Source organism: Micromonospora sp. LOL_014 (assembly GCF_048060245.1).
Lineage (GTDB): Bacteria > Actinomycetota > Actinomycetes > Mycobacteriales > Micromonosporaceae > Micromonospora_E.
Genome location: NZ_JBHMIP010000002.1, coordinates 308,442 through 328,123, shown reverse-complemented (window position 1 = coordinate 328,123; position 19,682 = coordinate 308,442). Strand labels below are relative to the sequence as shown.

At 71.3% G+C, this 19,682-nt stretch carries 23 protein-coding genes and 1 pseudogene; 9 read left to right on the top strand and 15 right to left on the bottom strand.

Translation table 11 applies throughout. From position 1 onward, the window contains the following. Nucleotides 1-12: 12 nt before the first annotated feature. From ACFHW1_RS03295 to ACFHW1_RS03280, 4 genes are all read left to right on the top strand, one after another. Nucleotides 13-498, top strand: a complete 486-nt coding sequence (locus ACFHW1_RS03295; RefSeq protein WP_416614752.1) for a winged helix-turn-helix domain-containing protein — start codon at nucleotides 13-15, stop codon at nucleotides 496-498. A gap of 200 nt (nucleotides 499-698) precedes the next feature. Continuing rightward, entirely contained in the window at nucleotides 699-986 is a 288-nt protein-coding gene (locus tag ACFHW1_RS03290; RefSeq protein ID WP_123603598.1) for a HesB/IscA family protein, read from the top strand. Between the two features lie 424 nt (nucleotides 987-1,410). Further along, nucleotides 1,411-2,220 carry an SAM-dependent methyltransferase gene (locus ACFHW1_RS03285; protein ID WP_416568534.1) on the top strand — a complete coding sequence of 270 codons (810 nt, stop codon included), beginning with the start codon at nucleotides 1,411-1,413 and terminating at the stop codon, nucleotides 2,218-2,220. Nucleotides 2,221-2,224: 4 nt separating this feature from the next. Beyond that, nucleotides 2,225-3,103, top strand: coding sequence for a helix-turn-helix domain-containing protein (locus ACFHW1_RS03280; protein ID WP_416568533.1), 879 nt, complete (start codon nucleotides 2,225-2,227; stop codon nucleotides 3,101-3,103). Here the strand turns inward: ACFHW1_RS03280 and ACFHW1_RS03275 are convergent. Then, the gene (locus ACFHW1_RS03275; protein WP_416614750.1) at nucleotides 3,039-3,503 is read right to left on the bottom strand and encodes a DUF2071 domain-containing protein; all 465 of its coding nucleotides are present in this window, start codon (nucleotides 3,501-3,503) and stop codon (nucleotides 3,039-3,041) included. The genes ACFHW1_RS03280 and ACFHW1_RS03275 overlap by 65 nt on opposite strands. A gap of 69 nt (nucleotides 3,504-3,572) precedes the next feature. Between ACFHW1_RS03275 and ACFHW1_RS03270 the strand changes: the two genes are divergently transcribed. Then, nucleotides 3,573-4,040, top strand: a complete 468-nt coding sequence (locus tag ACFHW1_RS03270; RefSeq protein ID WP_416552111.1) for a PPOX class F420-dependent oxidoreductase — start codon at nucleotides 3,573-3,575, stop codon at nucleotides 4,038-4,040. 13 nt (nucleotides 4,041-4,053) lie between these two features. On the opposite strand, the gene ACFHW1_RS03265 is transcribed toward ACFHW1_RS03270, so the two are convergent. From ACFHW1_RS03265 to ACFHW1_RS03255, 3 genes are all read right to left on the bottom strand, one after another. Then, nucleotides 4,054-4,260 carry a hypothetical protein gene (locus ACFHW1_RS03265; RefSeq protein WP_416552112.1) on the bottom strand — a complete coding sequence of 69 codons (207 nt, stop codon included), beginning with the start codon at nucleotides 4,258-4,260 and terminating at the stop codon, nucleotides 4,054-4,056. 114 nt (nucleotides 4,261-4,374) lie between these two features. After that, nucleotides 4,375-5,091, bottom strand: coding sequence for a hypothetical protein (locus ACFHW1_RS03260; protein ID WP_416552113.1), 717 nt, complete (start codon nucleotides 5,089-5,091; stop codon nucleotides 4,375-4,377). After that, nucleotides 5,078-5,278, bottom strand: coding sequence for a hypothetical protein (locus ACFHW1_RS03255; protein WP_416552377.1), 201 nt, complete (start codon nucleotides 5,276-5,278; stop codon nucleotides 5,078-5,080). The genes ACFHW1_RS03260 and ACFHW1_RS03255 overlap by 14 nt, the downstream gene beginning before the upstream one ends. On the opposite strand from ACFHW1_RS03255, the pseudogene ACFHW1_RS03250 reads away from it, so the two are divergent. Next, nucleotides 5,244-6,058 (top strand): annotated as a pseudogene (locus ACFHW1_RS03250) (sensor histidine kinase); the annotation flags it as partial. The gene ACFHW1_RS03255 and the pseudogene ACFHW1_RS03250 sit on opposite strands and share 35 nt — an antisense overlap. Further along, nucleotides 6,037-6,666 carry a LuxR C-terminal-related transcriptional regulator gene (locus ACFHW1_RS03245; RefSeq protein WP_416552360.1) on the top strand — a complete coding sequence of 210 codons (630 nt, stop codon included), beginning with the start codon at nucleotides 6,037-6,039 and terminating at the stop codon, nucleotides 6,664-6,666. The pseudogene ACFHW1_RS03250 and the gene ACFHW1_RS03245, both read left to right, overlap by 22 nt. Nucleotides 6,667-6,681: 15 nt before the next feature. On the opposite strand, the gene ACFHW1_RS03240 is transcribed toward ACFHW1_RS03245, so the two are convergent. From ACFHW1_RS03240 to ACFHW1_RS03220, 5 genes are all read right to left on the bottom strand, one after another. Continuing rightward, nucleotides 6,682-7,392 carry a hypothetical protein gene (locus tag ACFHW1_RS03240; RefSeq protein ID WP_416552114.1) on the bottom strand — a complete coding sequence of 237 codons (711 nt, stop codon included), beginning with the start codon at nucleotides 7,390-7,392 and terminating at the stop codon, nucleotides 6,682-6,684. Beyond that, nucleotides 7,392-9,653 (bottom strand): hypothetical protein, encoded by a 2,262-nt coding sequence (locus tag ACFHW1_RS03235; RefSeq protein ID WP_416552115.1) that lies wholly within the window; start codon nucleotides 9,651-9,653, stop codon nucleotides 7,392-7,394. The genes ACFHW1_RS03240 and ACFHW1_RS03235 overlap by 1 nt, the downstream gene beginning before the upstream one ends. Further along, nucleotides 9,650-10,519, bottom strand: coding sequence for a hypothetical protein (locus ACFHW1_RS03230; RefSeq protein ID WP_416552116.1), 870 nt, complete (start codon nucleotides 10,517-10,519; stop codon nucleotides 9,650-9,652). The genes ACFHW1_RS03235 and ACFHW1_RS03230 overlap by 4 nt, the downstream gene beginning before the upstream one ends. 216 nt (nucleotides 10,520-10,735) lie before the next feature. Then, nucleotides 10,736-11,440 (bottom strand): Crp/Fnr family transcriptional regulator, encoded by a 705-nt coding sequence (locus tag ACFHW1_RS03225; protein WP_416552117.1) that lies wholly within the window; start codon nucleotides 11,438-11,440, stop codon nucleotides 10,736-10,738. 86 nt (nucleotides 11,441-11,526) lie between these two features. Beyond that, nucleotides 11,527-12,657 carry an LCP family protein gene (locus ACFHW1_RS03220; RefSeq protein ID WP_416552118.1) on the bottom strand — a complete coding sequence of 377 codons (1,131 nt, stop codon included), beginning with the start codon at nucleotides 12,655-12,657 and terminating at the stop codon, nucleotides 11,527-11,529. Nucleotides 12,658-12,895: 238 nt separating this feature from the next. Here ACFHW1_RS03220 and ACFHW1_RS03215 point away from each other — a divergent pair, with 238 nt between their 5' ends. Continuing rightward, the gene (locus ACFHW1_RS03215; RefSeq protein ID WP_416552119.1) at nucleotides 12,896-13,162 is read left to right on the top strand and encodes a GlsB/YeaQ/YmgE family stress response membrane protein; all 267 of its coding nucleotides are present in this window, start codon (nucleotides 12,896-12,898) and stop codon (nucleotides 13,160-13,162) included. A gap of 33 nt (nucleotides 13,163-13,195) precedes the next feature. On the opposite strand, the gene ACFHW1_RS03210 is transcribed toward ACFHW1_RS03215, so the two are convergent. Continuing rightward, nucleotides 13,196-14,353: a tetratricopeptide repeat protein gene (locus ACFHW1_RS03210; RefSeq protein ID WP_416552120.1), complete on the bottom strand. Its 1,158-nt coding sequence runs from the start codon at nucleotides 14,351-14,353 to the stop codon at nucleotides 13,196-13,198. A 115-nt stretch (nucleotides 14,354-14,468) separates the two neighbouring features. Between ACFHW1_RS03210 and ACFHW1_RS03205 the strand changes: the two genes are divergently transcribed. Next, entirely contained in the window at nucleotides 14,469-16,097 is a 1,629-nt protein-coding gene (locus ACFHW1_RS03205) for a PQQ-dependent sugar dehydrogenase (protein ID WP_416614749.1), read from the top strand. A gap of 164 nt (nucleotides 16,098-16,261) precedes the next feature. Here ACFHW1_RS03205 and ACFHW1_RS03200 read toward each other — a convergent pair whose 3' ends face one another. From ACFHW1_RS03200 to ACFHW1_RS03180, 5 genes are read right to left on the bottom strand one after another with little or no spacing between them, the layout of a single operon-like run. Further along, on the bottom strand, nucleotides 16,262-16,735 hold the full coding sequence (locus ACFHW1_RS03200) for a hypothetical protein (protein ID WP_278174184.1): 474 nt from the start codon (nucleotides 16,733-16,735) through the stop codon (nucleotides 16,262-16,264). A 44-nt stretch (nucleotides 16,736-16,779) separates the two neighbouring features. Beyond that, entirely contained in the window at nucleotides 16,780-17,088 is a 309-nt protein-coding gene (locus ACFHW1_RS03195; protein WP_416552122.1) for a DUF2470 domain-containing protein, read from the bottom strand. Continuing rightward, on the bottom strand, nucleotides 17,085-17,762 hold the full coding sequence (locus ACFHW1_RS03190) for a heme oxygenase (biliverdin-producing) (RefSeq protein WP_416552123.1): 678 nt from the start codon (nucleotides 17,760-17,762) through the stop codon (nucleotides 17,085-17,087). Before ACFHW1_RS03190 ends, ACFHW1_RS03195 begins: the two co-directional genes overlap by 4 nt. Further along, on the bottom strand, nucleotides 17,755-18,633 hold the full coding sequence (locus ACFHW1_RS03185) for a heme ABC transporter ATP-binding protein (protein WP_416552124.1): 879 nt from the start codon (nucleotides 18,631-18,633) through the stop codon (nucleotides 17,755-17,757). The genes ACFHW1_RS03190 and ACFHW1_RS03185 overlap by 8 nt, the downstream gene beginning before the upstream one ends. Continuing rightward, nucleotides 18,630-19,679 (bottom strand): FecCD family ABC transporter permease, encoded by a 1,050-nt coding sequence (locus ACFHW1_RS03180; protein ID WP_416552125.1) that lies wholly within the window; start codon nucleotides 19,677-19,679, stop codon nucleotides 18,630-18,632. Before ACFHW1_RS03180 ends, ACFHW1_RS03185 begins: the two co-directional genes overlap by 4 nt. Nucleotides 19,680-19,682: the final 3 nt, after the last annotated feature.

Sequence of the window (19,682 nt, the reverse complement as noted above, 5' to 3'; positions counted from 1 at the left end):
CATTATAATCGAATGGACGCCACCCTTCGAGCCCACCTCACGGACCTGCTGGAGCACCTGGCCGGCGAGCAGGTGCCAACCGGTGCCGACCGCCGCCCGGTCGCGGGACCGCCGGCCGGCCATCCCGTCGGGCACCCCGCACTACGGATCTACCCGGAGGCCAGGACGGTGCTGCTCGGAGCCGACGAGATCCGATTGACCCGTCGCGAGTTCGACCTGCTGCACTGCTTCGCCAGCTACCCTCGGCAGGTGTTCACCCGGGACCAGCTGCTCGACCGGGTCTGCGGGCACCGCCGCTCCGGGCCACGAAGTATCGATGTGCACATCCGCCGGTTGCGAGTCAAGCTCGGCGACGACCTCCCGGTGGTGCGGACCGTCCACGGAGTGGGATACCGCCTGGACGGTGCTTTACCGGTCACCGTCGCCCGGCTGGCCGGCGCCGACGGCGCGATCGGCGGTCACATCGGCGACAGTCGGGTAACGTGGAGATTTGACTGATTGGTGGATGTCCGGCACGGTGGGGCGGTAGACGGCCGCTGACCGACCCAGTCCCTGGAGCTTCCGCCGCCCGCCCTGACCGCCCGCCGCGCACTGTCCGCCGCGCCGTCAGCCCCAAACCCGAGATTGCCGCTGAGCAGCCTCGCCGCGACAGCCATCACCTGTTTCCGGTAATTCCAACTTTTTATCAGGGAGTTGTCATGCTGACCATGACCGACAACGCGGTCTTCGTGATTCGCGAGATCACCACTCAGCAGCAGGCACCGGAGAGCGCCGGCCTGCGGATCTCGGCCGACCCGACCGCCGGATCGCTCACTCTGACCGTCGCCGAGCAGCCGATCGCGGGCGACCAGGTGGTGGATTCGTCCGGTGCCCGAGTCTTCCTCGACGCCGAAGCAGCCAACCTGCTGCAGGACAAGTCGCTCGACGCCGCAGTGGACGACGACGGCGGCGTGCGTTTCGGGATCGCCGAGCAGCCGGCCGGCTGAGCGACCAGGACGTCGCAGAGCCGTTGGCGGGCACCGTGCCGACGGGTGTCCGCCAACGGCTGACCGGCCGTGATGGAAGGTCCACCCGGTCAGGTCCCTTGTAAACTCGCCGACAGCCTGCCTCGCGGTATCCGTCACGGACGATGAACCTGCGCCGGGCGGTCGACGACGGCGGCCAGTTCGGGCTGCTCAGCCCCGCCAGGCTCCAGCCGCTGGCCGAGGAGACCGGTCTGGTGCGGTCGCGGCGATTGGCTGCCCGCAGGCACAGGGCTACCGGTATGGCCGACCGCAGCCGGTGGCCCAGCTCCGCGAGCTGATCATCGCACGGTGGCTGGAACTTCCACATGCGAGCATGGTCATGTTGATCTGCCGTGGCTATGCTGGCAAGCCGTCGAATACGCCCGATCCGTGAGGGATACTACAGATGGTCGATGAATCCGCTGGCAGCTCGCGCCCGGTGCCCAGGTTGGACACCTCGGTGCCGCAGACGGCCCGGATCTGGAATCATTGGCTGGGCGGCAAGGACAACTACGCCGTCGACCGTGCGGTTGGTGACCAGATCAGGGCGGCGTTCCCGCAGATCGTGGAAAATGCCCGGCTCTCCCGGGGCTTCCTGGTCCGGTCGGTGCGTTACCTGACCGGGCAGGTCGGGATCCGGCAGTTCCTGGACATCGGCACCGGCCTGCCGACCGCCGACAACACCCACGAGGTAGCCCAGGCGGTGGCTCCGGAGACCCGGATCGTCTACGTCGACAACGACCCGCTGGTCCTGGTACACGCCCGGGCGTTGCTGACCAGCACGCCGCAAGGCGCAACCGACTACGTCGACGCCGACCTGCGCGACCCCGCGTCGATCCTGCGCGAAGCCGGCCGTACCCTCGATTTCAGCCAGCCGATCGGTCTGATGCTGATGGGCATCCTCGGGCACATCGCCTCCGACGACGAGGCCCGCGACGTCGTGCGCAGCCTGCTCGATGTCCTGCCGTCCGGCAGCCACCTCGCGCTCTACGACGGTGGCGACACCAGCCCCGGGGTGGTCGAGGCTGCCCGGATCTGGAACCAGTCCGCAAACCCGCAGTACCATCTGCGCAGCCCGGATCGGATTGAACGGTTCTTTGACGGGCTTACTCTGGTGGAGCCGGGGGTGGTGTCGGTGACCCGGTGGCGGCCGGAGTCGGGGCAGGCACACGTGCCCGTCATCGACCAGTACTGCGGCGTCGGCCGCAAGCCGTGAGCCGATGAGCGTCGTCGGGCACCAGGAGTACGCCGCCAGCGGACCGACGGTCCGCCGGATGCAGCTCGGTGCCCGGCTGCGCCGACTACGCGAGGCCAAGGGGATCAGCCGGGAGGACGCCGGCTGGACCATCCGGGCCTCCGAGTCGAAGATCAGTCGGATGGAGCTGGGCCGGGTCGGATTCAAGGAACGCGACGTGGACGACCTGCTCACCCTCTACGGCGTCGTCGACCACATGGAACGCGGCGAACTGATCACCCTCGCCCGGGAGACCAACCAGCCGGGCTGGTGGCATCCGTACGGCGACCTGCTGCCCACCTGGTTCCAGTACTACCTGGACCTGGAGTCGGCGGCCAGCCTGATTCGCACCTACGAGATCCAGTTCGTGCCGGGGCTGCTGCAGACCGAGGAGTACGCCCGCGCGGTCATCGACATCGGGTTCAGCGAGTCCGGTGTCCGTGAGATGGACCGGCGGGTCGAGCTGCGGATGGCCCGTAAGCGGGTGCTGGACCGGGCCGGCGCACCCCGCATCTGGGCGGTGGTCGACGAGGCGGTGCTGTGCCGGCCGATCGGCGGGACGCGGGTGCTGCGCGAGCAGATCGAGGCGCTCGCCGAGGCGAGCGAGCAGCCGGGCGTACGGCTGCAGGTGGTCCGGTTCCGCAGTGGCGGGCACGCCGCCGCAGGTGGGGCCTTCAGCATCCTGCGCTTCCCGGAGCAGGAACTGCCCGATGTGGTCTACCTGGAGCATCTGACCAGTGCGCTCTACCTGGACAAACGGGAAGAGGTCGACCGGTACGCGGCCGCCGTCGGGCGGCTGTTCATCGAAGCCGACCCGCCGGACCGGACCCGGGACGTGCTGCATCGCGCGTTGCGTGACCTGTGACGGTCACCGGCCGCCCGGACCGGACCGGCACACCCGGGGAGTAGAGGACACTCACCGGTGGGCCGTCCGGTGCCGGTAGCCCGCCGGCGGCGACCAGGTCGTCGGCCAGGTCGACCAGCTCGGCCCGGTGCGAAGGCCACTGCGGGTGCTCGTTTGGCAGGTAGCGGGTCGCGCCGTGGACCCGTTCGTGCAGCCCCCACCGGGCGGTGAGGAAATGCTCCAACGGGGTCGGCTCGGCGATCGGTACGCCGACCCGGGTGCCCGGCGGCAGCAGCGGAGCGACCACCGCCGGGTCCACCGGCCAGTGCAGGAACGCCAGGTCGTGCCAGCCCTGCACCAGGACCGGGCGCGGTGCGGTGACGGTGACCGGCTCCGGCGGCGGCATCTCGGTACGGCTCATACGATCATCGTGACAGCCCAGCACACCCGTGGCCGCAGCCGACTGCGGCGAACCTGAGGAGCCGTACACGTGGCACGTGCCATCGCGACGAACACCCGCGTCGACCGGGCCGGCCTGGTCGACTTCCTGCGGACCCGGCACCGGGCGGTCCTGATCACCACCCGCGCCGACGGCCGCCCGCAGGCGTCCCCGGTCACCTGCGGGGTCGACACCGACGGCCGGCTGCTGGTCGCCACCTACCCGGACCGGGCGAAAGCGGTCAACATCCGCCGTGACCCGACGGTGTCCGCCTGCATCGTCTCTGACGACTGGAACGGACCGTGGGTGCAGCTCGACGGGGTGGCGGCGGTGATCGACATGCCGGACGCGCTGGACGGTCTCGTCGACTACTACCGTTGCGTCGCCGGCGAGCATCCGGACTGGGACGAGTACCGCGCGGCGATGCGCCGGCAGGACAAGTCGTTGATCCGGATGGTCGTGGACCGCTGGGGGCCGATCGCCACCGGCGGCTTCCCGCCGCGCCTCGCCGACGACTGACAGCGCAGCCCGGTCACTCGGACGGTTCGGGGAGGTCGCAGTCGATCTTCGGGTTGACGCCGATGTAGTTCAACGGTCCGGCGATCACCGTCACGATCGTGGTGCCGGCATGGGCACAGTTGGTGTCGTCGCGCTCGAAGTAGCCGCGTTGCACCGCCGCGACCACCCCGATGATCAGCCAGATGAGCACGATCACGCCGGAGATCGAACCGCCACGCATCACTGCCTCCTCAACTCGTCGACGCCGTACCGGCCCCGCCGCACCTGCCGGTGGCGGGATCCGGTCGGCGGATGGGCAACCAGGTACCCAGTGACGTCGCCGAGGTAACCGTCCTCACGGCCCGGCCCGCCGCCAGAACTGCCGGCGTCCGGCCTGCGGCACCCGCTCGTCGCGGATCACCACGTCGAGTCTGCCCAGTTCGGCGCGGAGCAGTCCGGCCTCTGCCCGGTCACCGCGCTCGACCGCCCGCTGCCGGGCCGACAACAGCGGATCCGCGCCGTCCGGCAGGTCGGGCAGGCCCGGCACCCACAGTCGGTACGCCGCCCGGTACGGGTCGCCGTCGGGCCGCCACGGGTAGCCGTGCCGGCGCAACGCCGCGCCGAGCCGCCCGGCCGGCAGGTCACCGGACCGGGAGCAGAGCTCCTCGCTGCGGTGACCAAGCACCACCAGGCGGGCGCCGCCCAGGAAGACCGCGCCGACGGCGGTACGCGCAATGGCCACCCGGCGCTGCTCCTGCCGTACGGTCAACTCGTCGCGGTCGACCGTGACGAACAGTTGCTCGTCAGCGGCCATCCCGGCCAGCACCAGCCCGGCGAGCAGGCCGACCGCCGTACCACCGATCAGGGCCGGTAGCCACGGCAACGCGTCGATCAGCCGCAGTGGGCCGGCCAGCGGCACCCAGGCGAGGCCCAACGCCCAACCGGCGAACGGCTTCAGCGCCGCGCCGAGCCCGGCACCGGCCGCGACCAACAGGGCCGGCACGCCGTACCGCTCGATCGCGCCCGGACCGACGACCACCCGGCCGCCGCCGAACGGATCAGGCGATGTCACGGCGCTCGATCCGCAGTATCCCGGCGACCAGCGGCAGCTCGGTGGTCAACGACAGGTCCAGCCACTGCGCCACCGGTCGCAGCCGCTCGACGACGCCGCCGAGGACCGTCCAGGCCGTCGGCAACAGCAGGAGCAGCACGATCGCGACCGCCGTCGCCCTGGTCGCGCTGCCCGCCGGGATCGCCATCGTGATCCTGCTGTTCAGCGTTGCGGTGCATCGCCCGTTCCCGGTCGCGGCGGCGGTGAACGCTGCGCACGTCGCCGTTGCGCCCGGGTACTACCTGCTCTACCCGGACCCGGACCCGGACCTGAAATTGCCGGGCGCGGTGCTGTTCACCGGGATCATCCTCGGCACCGTGCTGGCCTGGGCGATGTTCGTCCGGGCCCGCCGGCAGCTGATCGTGTCGCTGCGGGACCGGGCCCACCGGGCGGAGGCGGAGCAGCAGCTGCGGGTCGGCCAGGCCCGGCAGCTGGAACGCACCCGGATCGCCCGGGAGATGCACGACGTGCTGGCCCACCGGATGTCGTTGCTCAGCCTGCACGCCGGGGCGCTGGAGTTCCGTCCGGACGCCTCCCGGAGGAGATCGCCCGGGCCGCCGGGGTGATCCGGGTGACCGCACATCAGGCGTTGCAGGAGCTGCGTGAGGTGATCGGCGTGCTGCGGTCCGAGCCGCCGACGACCGGCGTCGTCGGCACCGGCCCGGGGCCGGGCGACCGACCGGCCGAACCACCCCAGCCGACCCTGGCCGACCTGCCGGCCGGGCTCGGCCGGGCCGCGTACCGGATCGTGCAGGAGGGTCTGACGAACGCCCGCAAGCATGCGCCGGGCGCGGCGGCGATCCCGGGAGCGGGGACCGGCCTGGTCGGACTGGCCGAACGTGCCAGCCTGGCCGGTGGGCGGTTGAGCCACGGCCCGACCGAGTCCGGCGACTACCGGCTCGCCGCCTGGCTGCCGTGGCCGACGTGACCCCGGTGCGGGTCCTGATCGTGGACGACGACCCGCTGGTCCGGGCCGGCCTGTCGATGATCCTCGGCGGTGCGGCCGACCTGCTGGTGGTCGGCGAGGCCGGCGATGGCGGTGAGGTGCCGGCGGCGGTCGCCGCGTGCGCGCCGCACGTGGTCGTGCTGACCACGTTCGACGCCGACGAGTACGTGCTGCGCGCGCTGCGGGCGGGCGCCAGCGGTTTCCTGCTCAAGGACACCCCGCCGATGGAGATCGTCACCGCGGTCCGTCGGGTGCATGCCGGTGAGCCGATCCTCTCCCCGGCGGTCATCCGACGGTTGATCACCCACGTGGCGGGCCAGCCGCCGGCCCCGGCCGACGTGCGGCCGGGACCGGGCGCGGACCAGGTCAGGCGCCGGGACCGCGCCCGCCGGGTCCTCGACGGGCTGAGCCCGCGGGAACGCGACGTGGCCGTCGCGGTCGGCCAGGGGCGGTCGAACGCGGAGATCGCCGCCGAGCTGTTCATGAGCGTCGCGACCGTCAAGGCGTACGTGTCGCGGCTGCTGTCCCGGCTGGAGCTGAACAACCGGGTGCAGATCGCCGTTCTGGTGCACGACGCCGACCTGACCTGAGTACGGGGTCGGCGGTCATGCGTCGAGGACCCGGCCGGCGAGGTCACCCCGGTCGAAGGAGACGAACACGTCGCCGAGCCGGTCCAGCAGGTACCGCCGTTCGTCGGCGGTGAGACCACCGACGAAGTCCTGCACCGTCTCGGCGATCACCGCGGTCTGCTGGTCGCCGCCACCGGTCAGCTTCGCGGCGACCTGTTCGAAGGTGTCGTCGAGCAGCGAGGTCAACGCGTCCGGGTGGTGCATGAACCAGTAGGACCGGGCGGTTGCCGGGTCGGTGAGCACCTTGTCCCGCAGGTAGCCCATCTGCTCCTGCTCCAACTGCTGCCGCAGCCGCTGCATCCGCAGCTCCCGGGTGAGCTTGTCGACCGTCTTCGTGTCCTGCTCGGCCTGGGCGTCCACCGTCAGGCTGACCGTGCAGCTCAGCAGCCGCAGGTGCGAGGCAGCCAGATCCATCTGCGGCAGCCGGGTGTTCAGCTCGGCCTCCAGCATGGTCCGCTCGGTGACCTTGCGAGTGGCGGCGATCCGGCGGGCCGCGTCCAACATGCACCAGCGGACCGTGGCGGCGGCCCGGTCATGCTGGCGCAACGGCTGCCACGCCGTGGCGAACGTGGCGACGAACTCGGTGCCGGACAGCGCTGCCGGCAGCCGGTCGGTGAACACGTCCTGGTCCGGACCGGGCAGCACCGGTACGGGGTTGCTACGGAACACGTCGAAGAAACCGGGCATCACAACTCCTCGGCGGCACTGGGAAGCAGAGACGACAGCAGCGGCGCGGACCGCAGGCGGGCCGCGATCGGGTCCGCGCGGCGCAGCTGGTCGACGAGGTACCGGCGGAGTTCCGCCTGACGTGCCGGGTCGTCGGTGGCCGGCCAGGCGGTCAGCAGCGCGCGCAGCCGGGCCACCCGCCGGGCGGCGGCGGGACCGGCGGTGACGGTGCGGCCGAGGACGTGGGTGAGCGCGTCGACCAGCCCGGGGTCGGCCGCCGCGTCGTCGAACCACCGGTGCAGCAGGGTTTCGACGCCGCCCGGCAGCTGCCGGACGTCCAGCGCGCGGCCCAGCGCCACCCCGATCGCGTCCTGGACCACCGGAGTGGCCGCGACAAGCTCGGCGAGCACCCGGTCGGGCTGCCGGACCAGCGTCTGCGGCCCGGCTAGCTGGTCGGCCGGGCGGTGAGCCGGGTCGTCGGCCGGGTCGACCGGGCCGTTTGCCGAACCGTCGCCGGCCCGAGGCTGGTCCGGCCGGCCGAGTAGATTCAGCGCGACGGCGGCGAGCGCGGCCCGCCGGGGCTGGTCGTCGGCCAGCCAGTACGCCAACCGCAGCAGCACCGGCTGGCGCAGCGCCGGCCGCCGCCACAGTGCCGCCAGCGCGGTGAGCACCGCCTCGTCGACCTCGGCGATGTCGTGCCGGGCCAGGTGGCCCAGCCGGACCATCGCCTGTTCGACGTAGAAGTCGGCGAACTCGCCACCGCAGACCTCGGCCACCGCGATCAGCACGGCCGGGTTGCTGCTGCCCTGCGCCCAGCGGTAGAGCTGCTGGCGGACGGCGGCACCGATCTCGGGGCTGAGCGCGGCGATGCCCAGCACGTGCACCAGCGCGCCGCGCAGCCCGGCGCGTCGGCTCCAGGCCGGTGCCACCTGGCTGAGAATCTCGGGGGTACGCCGCCGGAGCGCGGTGTGCAGCACCAGCTCGGCGCTGCGGGTGGCGAACGCGCGGTCGACGGGACCGCGCCGCTGTCCGCCCCGCAGCGGCAGCTCGGACACCCACCGCCACAGTTCGCGTTGGAACGTGTCGGCCCGGTCGGTGATGACGAAGTCGAGCACCGCCTCGGCGTACCGGGCCCGGCGGTAGCGGACCGTGAGGTCGTCGTCGAGGTAGGCGTCGACGGCCTCGACGAGGGTGCGGACGCCGGCGTGTCCGAGGCCGGCCGGTGGCGCGTCGGTGCCGGCGAGCCGGGCGTCGAGCGCCTCGGCGGCGTCGAGTACCCGTCCCGCCGGGGCACCCTCCAACGCTGCGGCGGCGACCAGGAACGCCCGGTGGCGCGGGTCGGGATGGTGGTGGAACCAGGCGGTCAGCTCCACCTCCCAGTTGTGGTACGCCGAGACCAGCGCCTCGATCAGCTGCCGGCCGGCGTTGGATTCGGCGGTGACCGGCGGTCCGGCCGGGCCGGGCTGGGTGGTCAGCACGTCGGCGGCGAGCTGGGCCAGCCGGACCGCTTCGGCGGGTGACGCGTCGACCAGCAGCTCGGCGATCTGCGGCTGACCGGCCAGCCAGTCGAGCGCCAGATCCGGCCGGAGCTGACGCAGCCGCCGGCCGAGGACCAGGTCGGCGGGTGGCGCCGCCACCTGCAGCACCGGACCGTCGCGGACCGCGCCGAGCTGCTCCCAGGTCGTACCGGTGACGGTGACCGCGATGGCCGAACTCCGCCGGGCCAGGCTGTCGCAGTAGGCACCGATGTCCCGGGCGAAGCCGTACTGGATGTGCGGCGCGTGTTCGGGCAGTTCGAGCAGGTACGCGTAGCCCGGCGCGACCGGCAGCTCCGCGATGGTCAGCTGTTCGCCGCGGGCGGGGTCGAAGGTCGGCCTGATCTCCCGCAGCCGTAGCCCGGTGCCGTGCAGCAGCCGCAGCGCGGCCGTGTACCGCCCGGTCCCGGGGCCGCCGATCAGGATCACCCCGCCGCTGCGGCGGACCCGGGCGACCGCGGTCTCGGCGGTCAGCCGGTCGCCTGCGAGGGTGCGGTAGCCGGGGTCGACGAATCCGGCGAGCCGGTCCCGCACGTACTCCGCACTGAGCTCGTGGTAGTCCCGTACCCGCTGGACGTACTGGTGCAGACCGCCGTAGACGACGTTGGCGACCTGCCCGTCGTTGTGGTCGATGGTCACGGCGGCACCGGTGCCGCCGGCCGGCAGGTCGGGACCGCCGCCGCCGTCGAGGTCGTCCAGCGCGTCGAGGTCGTCGAGGTCCGGCAGGTCCCGGTCGGTACGGATCATCCGTGACGTCCCCCCCGGGACTGCCACATCCCACCGTTGACCTGGTTGGCCGCCTGCCCGGAGTTGCTGCGGATCCGCAGCTCGCCGGTCTGCGCGGGCTGTCGGCCGCCAGCGTTGCCGGTGGGTGTGCGCCCGCTGTCCGGTGTCGCCGGGTTGGCCGCTGACCCGGCAGCTGGTTCGGCCGTCGTCGGCTGCGGCGCGAACCGTGGCACCGCCAGTAGGCTGCCGGACGGCTCCGGCACGTACAGCCAGGCCTGCTGGCTGAAGCTCTTGCCCGGCACGGTCGCCGCGACCTCGATGAAATGGTCCGGATGCCGGCTGGTGTAGCCGGCCCGGACGACGTCGGTGAAGACCCGGTCGGACAGGATCGCCGCGACGTGGGTGATCGTCGGCTGGGCCGAGTCGAGCATGATCCGGACAGCGTCGGAGTCGAGCAGCCGGTGCGTCTCGTTGCGGGCGGTGCCGTTGCCGGCCCGCTCCGGCCGGTCGGGGTCGACCGGCAGCGGCCCGACATGCAGGCTGACACGCAGTCGGATGACCGGCTGGCCACGTGGGACACCGGCGTTGTGCTCGGCCAGCACGTGCTGCAGCACTGTCAGGAACGGGTGCACCAGGGCGGGGAGCAGCTGGGTCGGTACGCCGATCGCGAGCCCGTCGCCGCTGTCGCCGTAGAACAGTGGGTTCTGCCAGGCTTCGCCGATCGCCGCCGCCTCGAAGGCCTGCCGGACCAATTGGGGAATGAGCTGGTTGATGTCCTGATGGGTGCCGCCGGGCTCGGCGGTGAAACCTTTGGCGTCGACGGCGAGGATGCCCGTGTACGGCGGCAACTCCCGGGTCACGGTGAATGGCGGAGGTGAGACGACCACCGGTGCTCCTGTCGAGGTCGAGTTTCGTCGGCTCCGCATCGTGCCCTGGTTACCCGGCGTTTTCTGCCAACCAGTGGGCAACGCTGCCATCAATGGACCAAGGCGGTCGTCGGATGGCCGGTTCGCGACCCGGACCGAACTGATCGCGGTCCCGGCCCGACAATCGGTTTCCCGCCGTCTGCTGTTCGGTCGACAGGCATTCAGGCCAGCGGATGCTCAGGTCGACGAGTGGCTGCCGGACCGTGGTCCGCTGTATCCGATCCGGGCGAGCCGGCCGAGGTCGAGCAGCACGAACCGGCGGGGTGCGGTCGCGATCAACCGGTCGTCGCGGAACCGGGTGATCGCGGTCACCACCGCGTTGCGGGACGCCCCGATCAGCTGGGCCAGGCCGTCCTGAGAGAGGCCGAGGTCGAGCGAGGCCTGGTTAGGTCCGTCCGGTGTGGCCCTGGCGAGCCGGAGCAGCGCCCGGGCGAGCCGTTGCGGCACCGGCAGCGAGGCGATCTCCACCCGCTGTTCGTCGGATTCGCGCAGCCGGGCGTTGGTGTAGCGGCGCAGCGCGGGGTGCAGGTCGCGGTCGTCGACCAGCTTGAGGAACTGTTCGGTGGTCAGCTTCCGGGCGGTGACCGGGCGCAGTACCGAGACGCTGGCCGACCGGGGCGTGCCGTCCAGCGCCGCGATGTCACCGAGCAGATCCCCAGTAGACCGTACGGTCAGCATTGTTTCGCTGCCGGTGGCCTCGGTCCGGTACACCTTGACCGCACCGTTGAGCAGCACGAACACGTCGCGGCTCTGCTCGTCCTGAAGGAAGAGCCCATGCTTGCGGCCCAGCTGGACCGGCTGTCCGGCCTGTTGCAGTGCCTGCCAGTCGGCGGCGGTGACGTGATTGGTGAAGCTGACCCGGACCGGGTACGCAGCGGTCATGGGGACACCGTACCGATGTGGACCGAGCGGTGGGAATCACGGTGACGGATGTTCCGATGCGCCGGTCGGTCAATGCCGCTGAGCGGTCAATCCCGCTGGACGGCGTCCGGGTTGGCCAACAGGTAGTCGTCCAGTGTGCCGGTCCGTACCGCGTCGAACATCTCCAGGCTCTCCGGCGTGAGCCGTTCGGCCGCCGTACTGCTGAATCCGGCCGGATTGAACTCGCCGCCGTTGGTCTTCACCATGATGAGGTCGTTCGAGGTGATCCCGCGCAGGGTGAATACGAAATCGGCGATCGGGACGCCCCCGGTGTCCAGTACGAAGGCCTCGCCGGCCGCGGTGATTACCCGGTCGATCTTCGCCGGGTTGGTCAGTACGCCGGTACTGCTCGCCTCCTGCACCATGGCCTTCAGTAGCTGCCGCTGGTGACGCTGCCGGTCGTAGTCCCCGTTCGGCAGGCCGTAGCGCTGGCGGGAGTAGTCCAGCGCCTCCCAGCCGGCCATCCGCTTGCAGCCCTCCTCATGCCACAGTTCCTCGCCGCCACCGACCTCGCGGGCCTCGGCCAGCCAGGTGGGCTCGCCGTCGACCAGCCGCATGTGCTGCGACCTCACCCGCTGGTCGACGCACATCCGGACCCCGCCGAGCGCGTCGATGACGTCCCGGAAACCGCCGAAGTCGATGATCGCCGCGCCGTCGAACTCGATGCCGGTCAGGTCGTTGAGGGTGAGTGCGACGAGTTGCGCGCCGCCGGCCCGGCCGACTCCGTCGCGCGAGCCGGCCCGGAACACGTCGGTGATCTTTGACTCGCCGCCGGGGTATCCGCTTGGCTCGAACGCCGGTGCCTCGACCCAGGTGTCCCGGGGGACCGACACCAGGTACGCCTGGTCGTGGGTGGCCGGCACGTGCAGGATGATGATCGTATCGGAACGCATCTCGCCAGGCCGGCTGCCCCGTTCGTCCACGCCGAGCAGCAGCATGGTGATCGGGCCGTCCAGTGCCTCGCCGTCGGGCTCCTGTGGGACCTTCGCGGCACCGGCCAGCAGGTCCTGCTGCTGAATCCGACTCGTGTACCGGTCGATCAGCAGTTTGCCGCCGGCAACCGCAGTCGCGCTGGTCGCCATCAGCAGTGCGCCGACGGCGATGGTCAGCACCGCCCAGATCGGGGTGCGGCGGCCCGGTCGGGAGGCTGTCTGGGCGGGTGCGTCCGGTGCCGACATGCCGAGGCTCCAGTCGAGGGGTGACGAAGGGAGGACAGCTTTGTCTTACCCGAGAGATTATCGCGTCATGCTGCGAAACTGCTGAGAAGATCCAGCTCAGCGCGACTATCCACTATGACTCATCGATGGCTGCCCGGTGCTTGACGCGATGGGCGTCGTTGCCTGGTTCTGGCATGGTGGTTGGGAGAGGGCCTACAGCGCGGTAGGGCGGCCGACTGACCGGTACAGGGGGTATAGGGTGGAAATCGACGGAGTTTTCTCGGCGCTTATCATCGGTCTCATCGTCGGAGCGCTCGGGCGGCTGGTCGTTCCGGGCAAACAGAAGCTGAAGATCTGGGTCACCCTGCTGATCGGTGTGGTGGCGGCGTTGCTCGGCACTCTGGTCGCCAGCCTGTTCGGGGTGGCCGAGACCCGGGGTGTCGACTGGATCGAGCTCGCGTTGCAGGTGGCGCTCGCCGCACTCGGCGTGGCGGCCATCTCCGGAGCGGCCGGCAAGCAGGGGTAGCAGTCGGCAGGTGGCAAGTCAGCGGGCGGAAAGTCAGCAGGGCCGGCCGGTCAGCCAGGTGCGTTCGATGGCCCCGAGATAGCGGTCCCGGTGCTCCTCGCGAGCCAGTGACCGCAACAGGAAGTCCATGTGGTCGCAGATTTCCCGCGCCCGCCGGACCGACTGGCAGGTTTGGTAGAGCACCGCGGCGTGCAGGTCGGCCTCGGCGTAGTTGCCGCGCAGTACCTCGTCGGTCCACCGGATCAACGACGCCCACATGGGCTTGATCTTGGCCCGTCGTTCGCTGGAGTCGAGCCGGCTGATGGCTTCGGCAGAACGGTCCCGGGCATGTGGCAGCGCCTGGCCGTGGGCGGCGAGCAGCGCCAGGAAGAACGGGGTTGAGACGAGTTCCTGGTCCAACCGGTTGGCCTGCTGATGGGCATCCCGGGCAGCGGTGAAGTCACCATTGTCGCGCAGCAGCAGCCCGAGGCAGTTCCAGTTCTGCGCGTCGTGCGGGCCGTGCTTCGTCGAGTTGCGGGCGTAGGCCAGCGCCCGGTCCGGCCGCGCGTAGCGGTGCAGCAGAGCCAACGCCCGGTCGGCGGCGTCGGTCGGCAACCGGTGCGACATGGCGGTGGTCAGCTCCTGCTCGGCGGCGGCGTCCTCGCCGAGGTTGGTCAGCGATCGGCCCAGCCGGTAGCGCACCCGGGGGTTGCGCGGATCGAGTTCGACCGCCCGGCGCAGGCACTCCACCGCCTTCTCGTAGTAGCCCTCCCAGTACGCGGCCTCTCCCTGGTTGAACAGGTAGGAGACCTCGACCTGGGTGGTCAGCCGGTGATCGAAGTCGCTGAGCCGGGACCGCATGTCCTCGATCAGCAGGTGTACCTGCTCGGACTGGCGTTCGGCCCGGCCGACCGCCGTCTCCACCCGGCCGACCAGCGTGTCGGCCTGCTCGGAGAGGGTCTCCGCCTGGTCTATGGCCCGGTCGGCCTGTGCGACGATCTCCTCGGCGACCACCCGTTGGCGGTCGAGTTCCAGCCGGGCGCGGGCACCGGTGCGCCGGATGGTGCGCAGTTCACGGACACCGACGAAACCCGCGAAGACGAAGACCACCGTCAACGCAGTGACCAAAAGGGCAAAAGCCGCGATTATCCCACCGGACCAGGCGATCACCAGTTCGGCGATCTGGATCGGGTCGGGGGAGTCCGGCTCCATGTACCCAGAGTAACCGCCCTGTGTGCCCATTTGACTACACTGAGTGGTGGGAATCTGTCTCGGTTGGATGGTGTGGGCGTGGCGATCGGGTCACCCTGGTCATAAGCTGATCATCATGGATATGAAATTTTATCGATCTTCTGCGTTGGCTGGTCGGCGGGTCGCCGCGACGACGCTCGCCGCTACCGCGCTGGTGCTTTCCACAACCATGGCCCATGCCGCGCCGTACACCGACCCACACGCCGAGCCCGCCGACCTCGCCTCGGCGGCGACCTCGGCGGCCGCCGAGGTGCCGCTCGACCAACTCTCCGTCACCAGCACCCAGGTCGCCTTCGGGCTGCGACGACCGACCGCAATGGTGGCTCCGGACGACGGCAGCGGCCGGCTGTTCATCACCGAGAAGGCCGGCCGGGTGCGGGTCTACCATCCGGCCTCCGGCCTGGCCGAGACGGCTCTGCTGGACATCGGTGACCGGGTCGACACCTCCGGCAACGAACGTGGCCTGCTGGGCATCGCCACGTCCCCGGGATTCGCCGCCGACCCGGCGATCTACCTGGCATACACCGCGCTGCCCGACGGCGCGGTCACCCTGTCCCGGCTGCCGCTAAACGCCGCCGACCAGCAGCCGGTGCCGGCCGACCGGGAGGAGATCCTGCTCAGCCAGCCGCACGCCGAGTACGCCAACCACAATGGCGGGCAGCTTGTCTTCGGCCCGGACGGCCACCTCTACTGGAGCATCGGCGACGGCGGCGGCGCCGACGACGTGCTCGGCACCGGCCAGGACCTCGGTACCCTGCTCGGCAAGATCCTCCGACTGGACGTTTCGGCCGCCTGCGGCGACCTTGCGTACTGCGTACCGGCGGACAACCCGTTCGTCGGCGAAGCCGGCGCTCGTGCCGAAATCTGGGCGTACGGCCTGCGCAACCCGTGGAGGTTCTCGTTCGACTCGGCGGACGGCTCGCTGTGGATCGCCGACGTCGGACAGGGCAGCTACGAGGAGGTCAACCACCTGCGCGGGGTGGCCGGGGCCAACCTCGGCTGGTCCTGCCGGGAAGGTCCGGTCGAGTTCGACCCGCAGCGGTGCGACCCGGCGGCCGAGTACGTCGACCCGGTGTTCCACTACCAGACCTCGGTCGGCGGCTGCGCGGTGATCGGCGGCCACGTCTACCGGGGTAGCGAATCCGCCGCTACCGGCACCTACCTGGCCACCGACTACTGCTCGGCGACCGCGTACGCGATCCGGCCCGACGTGGACGGTGGGTACGACACGGCGGTCATCGGCGAGCTGCCGATCCAACCGACCACCCTCGCGGTGGCTGCGGACGGCGAGTTCTACCTCGCCAACGACCTGCCCGGCCAGCTGCACCGGATCACCTTCGAGGCCGACGAACCGGAGCCGGTCGCCGAGTGTCTGGTCGACTACCGGGTGGACAGCGACTGGGGGTCGGGCTTCACCGTGACGGTCGGCGTCAGCAACACCGGTGACGAGCCGATCAACGGCTGGTCGCTCGGTTGGTCGTTCGCCGGCGCACAGCAGGTAGCGGTCGCCTGGAACGCGGTGATCACCCAGGACGCGGCGACGGTGACCGCCACCAACGCCGCCTGGAACGCGTCGCTGCCCGCCGGCGGCCGGGTCGAGTTCGGCTTCCTCGGCAGCGGCGGCGCAGGTGCCGGACCGGCACCGGCCGGGTTCACCCTCAACGGCCTGCCCTGCGACCCGGCGCCGACGGTGGCCACCGGCTAGCACCGGCTGACTGCCGGTCGTAACCAGTCGTAACCAGTCGTGACCGGCAGGAGCCGATTGAAGCCGATTGGCGGACTACACCGTCCCGGGGTGGGGGTACCGGTCGGGCTTGATGCCGCAGGTGCATCCTGCTGCATCTGCGGCATCAGTCCTGGCAGGTGCGGTCAGTTCAGTGGCCGGGCGACTACCGGCTCGCCGGGCGGGAACTCCTCCGGGTCGACCACGGCGATCGCCCCGCCGCCGAAAAAGCCATGGTTGACCAGGACCAGCCGGTGACAGTCCGGGTCACCGGTGCGGTCCGGCAACTGGCCGGCCAACGCCCGTACCTTGGTCGCGGACGTCTCGTCGAGGGTGAAGCCGTCCGGTCCCCACACCCCACGCACCTGGAAGAACTCCTGCTCGCTGCGCTGCACGTCACCGTTGAGGACGATCATCCGGTCGGAGCCGGTCAGCGCGCTGGACGCCTCGTTCAGCCCCCACGCCGAGTACGTCGCGCTGCCGGACTCGGGCGCTTCGCCGATCCCGATCCCGGTGCACCCGGCGATCGACAGCACGGCGACGGCCGTCGCCAGCCAGGCGGCGAGCCGCACCGCGACGGCGCCATGCGCGATATGCCCGTGATGCCGTTTGGCAACCATTTCGTGATCGTCGCACACGCCAGCGGGCCCCGCTCGCTTGCCGGTCAGCCGCCCGCCGGCCGGGGCCTAACGCCCAGTTGGGCGCAGGCCTCCTGGTACATCCGGACCACTTCGTGGCGGACCTGGCCCCGTTCGGTGAGCCGGTACGCGAACGGCACCCGGACCGGCACCTCGACGCCGGCCACGGTGGCGGCGAACTCGATGCCGTCGGCGTCCAGGCCGGTCATCCGGGCCGCCGTCGCCTGCGGGGCGCCACCCAGCGACCGGCAGATCAGCAACGAGTCGGCCGCGTGGTCGTCGTTCATGTGCCGCGCCACCTGGGCGACCACCTCGGCGGTGAACGGGCCGGTCACGCCGCCGACTCCATCGACTCCGGCGCCACCGGCTTCGGCTCCTGCTCCTGGCCCAGCTCGGCGAGGACCGCGGAGTTGTGCCGGTAGGCCACCGCCACCTCGCCGACCAGAGCCGCTTCGGCGGTGACGTCCAGCGGCAGGGCGTCCAGCCGGGCCCGGTACGCGTTCTTGTATCCGCGCGGATCGTCAATGCCGGCGAAGTGGTAGAACGCCACGCCACCCTCCTCGGTCAGCTCGTACGTCTGCGCCACCTGACGGCCGATGAACAACCCGCCGGACAGGTCACCGAGGTACCGGGTGTAGTGGTGGGCGATGAACGCTGGCGCGAAGGTGAAACAGACCTCCTGCATCCGGGCGACGTAGCGGCGGGTCGCCAGGCTCGGGGCGATCCAGCCGGCCCAGTCCAGGCCGAGCAGGTACGCCAGGTCGGCCTCCAACGCCGGCAACCGGGTCAACCGGTCGTCGACGAAACCGCCGGCCAGCGGATCATCGCGCATCGCTTCGGCCGCCTCCTCCAGCACCTGGTAGATGAAATAGTGCTGGGCGACCAGGTCGGCGTACCGCCGCCGGGGCAGCTCCCCGGCAACCAGCGCGGAGACGTACCGCTGGGACTCGGCCGCCTGGTGGTCCTGCCAACTTGCCGCCCGCAGCCGGGCAGAGAAGGTGTCACTCATGTCGGGGTTCCTTTCCTTGCCGGGTCGGGTGCGGCCGTCGCGGGACGACCAGCGGGAGTCGGGTCTCGGGGTGCGGCAACACCTCGATGTCGTGCCGGTACACCTCGCTGAGCAGCGCACCGGTGAGGACCTGGTCGGGTGGTCCGACGGCCCGCAGCCGACCGGCCGACAGCAACGCGATCCGGTCCGCGTACGCGCCGGCCAGACCGAGGTCGTGCAGCACCACCACGACGGCGTCACCGGCGGCGGCCCGCTGCCGGGCGAGCCGCAGCACCAGCTCCTGGTGGTGCAGGTCGAGCGCGGCGGTCGGTTCGTCGAGCAGCAGCGCGGCGGCCCGCTGGGCCAGCACCCGGGCCAACGCGGCGCGGGCCTGCTCACCGCCGGACAGCGAGGTGAAGGTACGGCCTGCGAACTGCGCCACGTCGGTGGCGGCCAGGCACTCGTCGACGATCGGATCGTCGGATTCCTCGGCGGGCAGTCCGGCCCAGGGCGCCCGGCCCATCCGGACCACCTCGGCGACGGTGAACGGGAAGGACAGCACGCTGCGCTGGGTCAGCACCGCCCGACGCAGCGCCAGCTCGGTCGAGGTCCAGGCGGACTGCGGCGCGCCGTCGACCCTGATCGTGCCGCCGGCCGCCGCGACGTCGCCGCCGATGGCGGCGAGCAGAGTCGACTTGCCGGCACCGTTGGGACCGACCAGGGCGACCACCTCGCCAGTGTGAACCACCAGGTCGACCTGGTCGAGCACCGCCCGCCCGCCGAGTTCGACCCGCAGCCGGTCGATCTCGATCAGCGCGGCGCCGGCCGGCCGGGTGGCCGGCACCCGGACGGGCCTGCGCCGGCCGAGCAGCCGTGCCGACGGCGGGCTCATCCCCAACCTCCGGCCTGGCGCCGGGTACGGCGCAGCAGCCAGAAGAAGGCCGGTCCACCGACCACTGCGGTGAGCACCCCGAGCGGCAGTTCCTGGTACTCGACCAGGGTCCGGGCGGCCAGATCGGCGGCGATCACCACCACCGCCCCGCCGAGCGCGCTGGCCGGTAGCAGCACCCGGTGCCCGGGTCCGGCGACCATCCGGACCAGGTGTGGCACCACCAGACCGATGAAGCTGATCACGCCGGTGAAGGCCACCGCGGCGGCACCGAGCAGTGCGGTGACGACGATCATGCGTACCCGGAGCCGTTCCACGTCCACCCCGAGGTGACGTGCGGAGCGTTCGCCGAGGGCGAGCAGGTCCAGCTTGCTGGCCGAGGCGAGTGCGGCGGTCAGCCCGACGACCAGGCAGGGCAAGGCGACCGTCACCGCGTTCCAGTTGGCCTGGGCCAGGCTGCCGAGGTTCCAGAAGGCGATCGCCTGCACCCCTGCCGCGTCGGTGACGAACATCAGCAGACCGATCGCGGCACCGGCGACGGCGTTGACCGCGATGCCGGTGAGTACCAGGGTGACCACCTCGGTACGTCCGTCGGCGCGGGACAACGCGTACACCAGGTAGGTGGTGGCCAGCCCGCCGGCGAACGCGGCGGCGGCCAATGTCCAGCCGCCGAGCGTGGAGATTCCGGTGACGATGGCCAGCGCGGCGCCGACCGCCGCACCCGAGGAGACCCCGATGACCCCGGGTTCGGCCAGCGGGTTGCCGAAGATGCCCTGCATGACGGCGCCGGCGCAGCCGAGCGACGCGCCGACGATTCCGGCCAGGACGACTCGGGGGAACCGGACGATCCACAGCGCGTTCTCGCCGTGCGGTGCGGCCGGCAGCGCGCCGATCTCCAGACCGAGCCGGTGCAGTACCGAGGCGACCACCTCGGCCGGGGCGATCTGCACCTGTCCGGAGCCGGCGGCGACCACGCCGACGACGAGCAGCGTGCCGGCGAGGCCGGTGAGCAGCAGCGGCCGGCGGTTGGCGAGTACCGGGGCGGTCACGCC

Bases quoted from the DNA above. Each gene is read 5' to 3' on its own strand.
- ACFHW1_RS03295 (WP_416614752.1), top strand. From the start codon at position 13: ATGGACGCCACCCTTCGAGCCCACCTCACGGACCTGCTGGAGCACCTG.
- ACFHW1_RS03290 (WP_123603598.1), top strand. From the start codon at position 699: ATGCTGACCATGACCGACAACGCGGTCTTCGTGATTCGCGAGATCACC.
- ACFHW1_RS03285 (WP_416568534.1), top strand. From the start codon at position 1,411: ATGGTCGATGAATCCGCTGGCAGCTCGCGCCCGGTGCCCAGGTTGGAC.
- ACFHW1_RS03280 (WP_416568533.1), top strand. From the start codon at position 2,225: ATGAGCGTCGTCGGGCACCAGGAGTACGCCGCCAGCGGACCGACGGTC.
- ACFHW1_RS03275 (WP_416614750.1), bottom strand. From the start codon at position 3,503: ATGAGCCGTACCGAGATGCCGCCGCCGGAGCCGGTCACCGTCACCGCA.
- ACFHW1_RS03265 (WP_416552112.1), bottom strand. From the start codon at position 4,260: ATGCGTGGCGGTTCGATCTCCGGCGTGATCGTGCTCATCTGGCTGATC.
- ACFHW1_RS03255 (WP_416552377.1), bottom strand. From the start codon at position 5,278: ATGGCGATCCCGGCGGGCAGCGCGACCAGGGCGACGGCGGTCGCGATC.
- ACFHW1_RS03240 (WP_416552114.1), bottom strand. From the start codon at position 7,392: ATGCCCGGTTTCTTCGACGTGTTCCGTAGCAACCCCGTACCGGTGCTG.
- ACFHW1_RS03235 (WP_416552115.1), bottom strand. From the start codon at position 9,653: ATGATCCGTACCGACCGGGACCTGCCGGACCTCGACGACCTCGACGCG.
- ACFHW1_RS03225 (WP_416552117.1), bottom strand. From the start codon at position 11,440: ATGACCGCTGCGTACCCGGTCCGGGTCAGCTTCACCAATCACGTCACC.
- ACFHW1_RS03220 (WP_416552118.1), bottom strand. From the start codon at position 12,657: ATGTCGGCACCGGACGCACCCGCCCAGACAGCCTCCCGACCGGGCCGC.
- ACFHW1_RS03210 (WP_416552120.1), bottom strand. From the start codon at position 14,353: ATGGAGCCGGACTCCCCCGACCCGATCCAGATCGCCGAACTGGTGATC.
- ACFHW1_RS03205 (WP_416614749.1), top strand. From the start codon at position 14,469: ATGGATATGAAATTTTATCGATCTTCTGCGTTGGCTGGTCGGCGGGTC.
- ACFHW1_RS03200 (WP_278174184.1), bottom strand. From the start codon at position 16,735: ATGGTTGCCAAACGGCATCACGGGCATATCGCGCATGGCGCCGTCGCG.
- ACFHW1_RS03190 (WP_416552123.1), bottom strand. From the start codon at position 17,762: ATGAGTGACACCTTCTCTGCCCGGCTGCGGGCGGCAAGTTGGCAGGAC.
- ACFHW1_RS03185 (WP_416552124.1), bottom strand. From the start codon at position 18,633: ATGAGCCCGCCGTCGGCACGGCTGCTCGGCCGGCGCAGGCCCGTCCGG.